Below are 2,862 nucleotides of genomic sequence, written 5' to 3'. Positions count from 1 at the left end.
GCAGGGGGCTTGCCCCCTTGCCCCTCGGAGAGTGGGGAGCTGTCCGCAGACAGCAGGGGCAAAGCCCCTCTTGACCTTGTTCGGAGCGTAGCGTAGAATGAGGTCAAGCAACCGCCTCGCAGAGCAAGTTTCCAAAAGCGTAAGCATTTTGGTATAACTTGCTACACCAAAAATATTTGGATTGATTTTCAGCGATAAAAAGAGAGGTGTTTCACTATGGCAAACGCACAGAAATATACAAGAGCCGCCTGCGGTCACTTGGCGGCGCATTATGAAAGACGGAAGGACGAAAAGGGTGAATATGTGAAGTTCGGCAATCAAGATATAGACCCACAAAAAACCCACTTGAACTACAATTTAGCTCCACGGCGTGGAGTTGAGCAAATCGACTTTATTCGACAGAGAACGACAGAAGCCCGTACCCTCAAGAGGGACGATGTGAATGTCATGTGTTCATGGGTGGTTTCTCTGCCAGAGTACCGCCACCACAACCAAAGTCTTCATGTAAGCCCAGACAAAGAGCAGGTCGAAAGGCTGTTTTTTGAGCGTTCCTATCGCTTTCTCTGCGACCGCTACGGAGAGCAGAATGTCATATCGGCGTATGTCCATAAGGACGAAAAAACGCCGCATATGCACTTTGCTTTCGTGCCGGTTACAGAGGACAAGAAGCGAGGGGGCGAAAAGGTTTCAGCTAAAGAGGTCATCACAAAGAATGACCTTAAGACCTTTCACACGGACTTGGAACGCTACCTCGACAGCTTCCGAGATTGGCACTTTGAGGTGGTCAATGAAGCCACCAAGGACGGCAATAAGGAGATTGCTGAACTGAAGAAGCAGACCGCCCATGAGGAAGTGCTAAAGGCACAGCAGGAAGCCCTACAAGCCCGTCAGAGGGCTTTGCAGGAGCAGGAGAGTATAAAACCTCTTGTGGAGCAAAAAAACGCCTTACGGGGCGAAATAGAAGCCTTACAGACCGAGAAAGAGGTTTTGACCGCCGCAGAGGTTGAAGCCATTAAGGGCGAAAAAACTCTATTGGGCGGTCTAAAGGGTGTGACACATAAGGAGTTTGAGCTGTGAAACGCACGGCGGTCGCCGTGGAGAGCATGACCGCAGAGCGAGACCAGGCTTTAGCCAGGGCAGAGCGAGCGGATCTGCGAGCCACCGCCGCCGAAGCGAAAGTAAAAACAGCCTATGAGGACGCAAACCGTCAGCTTCAAGCGAAAATCCGAGAGGTGGAGCAGGACAGACCGAGCATGAAAGCCCAGATGGAGATAGTTCAGCTTCGCAAGGAAAATCAGACCTTGAAGACGGAGAACAGCAGTCTCCGTAGCAAGGTCGCAGACCTTGAAGCCACGGTTCACCGTCTGGTTCAGATTATCCGTGAGAAGCTGCCAGAGGTCTATGCTGCTATCACGCAGCCAAAGCGTGATCGGCAGCAGCCACCGCAGAAGCAGAAGCCCAAATCAAGGGATTTGGAACGCTAAAGAAAGCGGTTTTTGGGGTATACTGGCGGAGACGACGGGACGGGAAACGCAAGTTTCTTGTTCCGTCGGCGTAGACGGAATAGCCCAAAAAATCCAGAAGTCAAGGGCATAAGGGTGGAGATTTTCGTCAGAAAATCCTCCCCGTCCCTTGACTTCTGGATAGCGTGGTACGTACTCCGAGGGAGACGCCATTCTGTTCCAGAGGTCGCCCTCCGCGTAGGAGCCTGCGGAGCAAATAAAAAATCCCGCCCTGCCAAGTGTCAAATTGACAAGGCGGGCGGATTCTCGTATAATGGCTCTAGTGGTTGGTACGCCAATACCAGACCACGAATTCATGAGGGTCAAGCTCACATACTCCCCGTAGGATAATTATAGCCGTAATTGGGCTTATAGTCAAGGTAACGAGATTGTACCCTCCGAAGAAAAGCGGAGGTTTTTTTATGGCAAAAATTGATAAGGCAAGATTTTGGACGGGCGTTCTCTACCCAGAAAACATGAGGGAGGACTGGAAAGAGGTCATAGGCGATACTTTGCAGTACCCCTATGCGTACTGTCAGCACTTCCAAGACAAGGACAGCAAGAGTGAACACCGCAAAGACCATGTGCATCTGATTGTGGCGTTCCCGAACACCACAACCTACAAGCACGCTTTGAATGTCATGGATTTGCTTTCTGCGGAAGGCAAGAAAGCAATCAATAAGTGTGAAGCGGTCGTTGGTATCCGTAATGTCTATGATTACCTCATTCACGACACCGAGGATTGCCGAAAGAAAGGTAAAGAGCAGTACGACCCGTCCGAGCGTATCACGGGCAACAACTTCGACATTGGTGCGTATGAGCAGCTTGGCACAGCCGAGAAGAACGAAATGTTCTTGGAGATTGGACAAGCTATCAGAGAGCATGGCTTCACCAACTACATGGTCTTCTATGAGTTCGTGGTCGATACATACGAGGACATGAACTACATTGAGGTCATGCGTTGTTACAGCGCTCACTTCGAGAGAATGACAAGGGGCAATTTCCAACGCTGGGAGCAGGGACAGCGTGGGCTTCGTCCGTCACAAGCAAAACTCCCACGAAAACCCCCCGAACCCCACGCCAGATTGTTGCCCTGCGTGTGGGTCTGTAGACATCGTAAAAAGTGGTAAAACCCTTGCAAATACACAGCGTTGGGCGTGTAAGGACTGCGGAAAGAGGTTCGTTTGAGGAGCACTATTTTGTGGCTACTACGACCACAAAATAGTCTATCAGAGAGCATGGCTTCACCAACTACATGGACTTCTATGAGTTCGTGGTCGATACATACGAGGACATGAACTACATTGAGGTCATGCGTTGTTACAGCGGTCACTTCGAGAGAATGACAAGGGGCAATTAC

4 protein-coding genes are annotated in these 2,862 nt (G+C 50.5%); all 4 read left to right on the top strand.

What is annotated here, in order from left to right; all coding sequences use genetic code 11:
• The first annotated feature begins 216 nt into the window (after positions 1 to 216).
• The 4 genes from mobV to DWX59_RS30370 all read left to right on the top strand — a co-directional run bounded on the left by mobV (position 217) and on the right by DWX59_RS30370 (position 2,690).
• Positions 217 to 1,077: a MobV family relaxase gene (gene mobV / locus DWX59_RS28345; RefSeq protein ID WP_117563480.1), complete on the top strand. Its 861-nt coding sequence runs from the start codon at positions 217 to 219 to the stop codon at positions 1,075 to 1,077.
• Positions 1,074 to 1,484 (top strand): SH3 domain-containing protein, encoded by a 411-nt coding sequence (locus DWX59_RS28340; RefSeq protein WP_117563479.1) that lies wholly within the window; start codon positions 1,074 to 1,076, stop codon positions 1,482 to 1,484. The genes mobV and DWX59_RS28340 overlap by 4 nt, the downstream gene beginning before the upstream one ends.
• Positions 1,485 to 1,924: 440 nt before the next feature.
• Complete coding sequence (locus DWX59_RS28335; RefSeq protein WP_117563478.1) at positions 1,925 to 2,632, top strand: Rep family protein; 708 nt, start codon at positions 1,925 to 1,927, stop codon at positions 2,630 to 2,632.
• Positions 2,616 to 2,690, top strand: a complete 75-nt coding sequence (locus DWX59_RS30370) for an IS1/IS1595 family N-terminal zinc-binding domain-containing protein (protein WP_459208983.1) — start codon at positions 2,616 to 2,618, stop codon at positions 2,688 to 2,690. The genes DWX59_RS28335 and DWX59_RS30370 overlap by 17 nt, the downstream gene beginning before the upstream one ends.
• Positions 2,691 to 2,862: the final 172 nt, after the last annotated feature.

Source organism: Enterocloster aldenensis (assembly GCF_003434055.1).
GTDB classification, from domain to species: Bacteria; Bacillota; Clostridia; order Lachnospirales; family Lachnospiraceae; genus Enterocloster; species Enterocloster aldenensis.
This window is presented reverse-complemented; position numbering and strand designations above follow the sequence as displayed.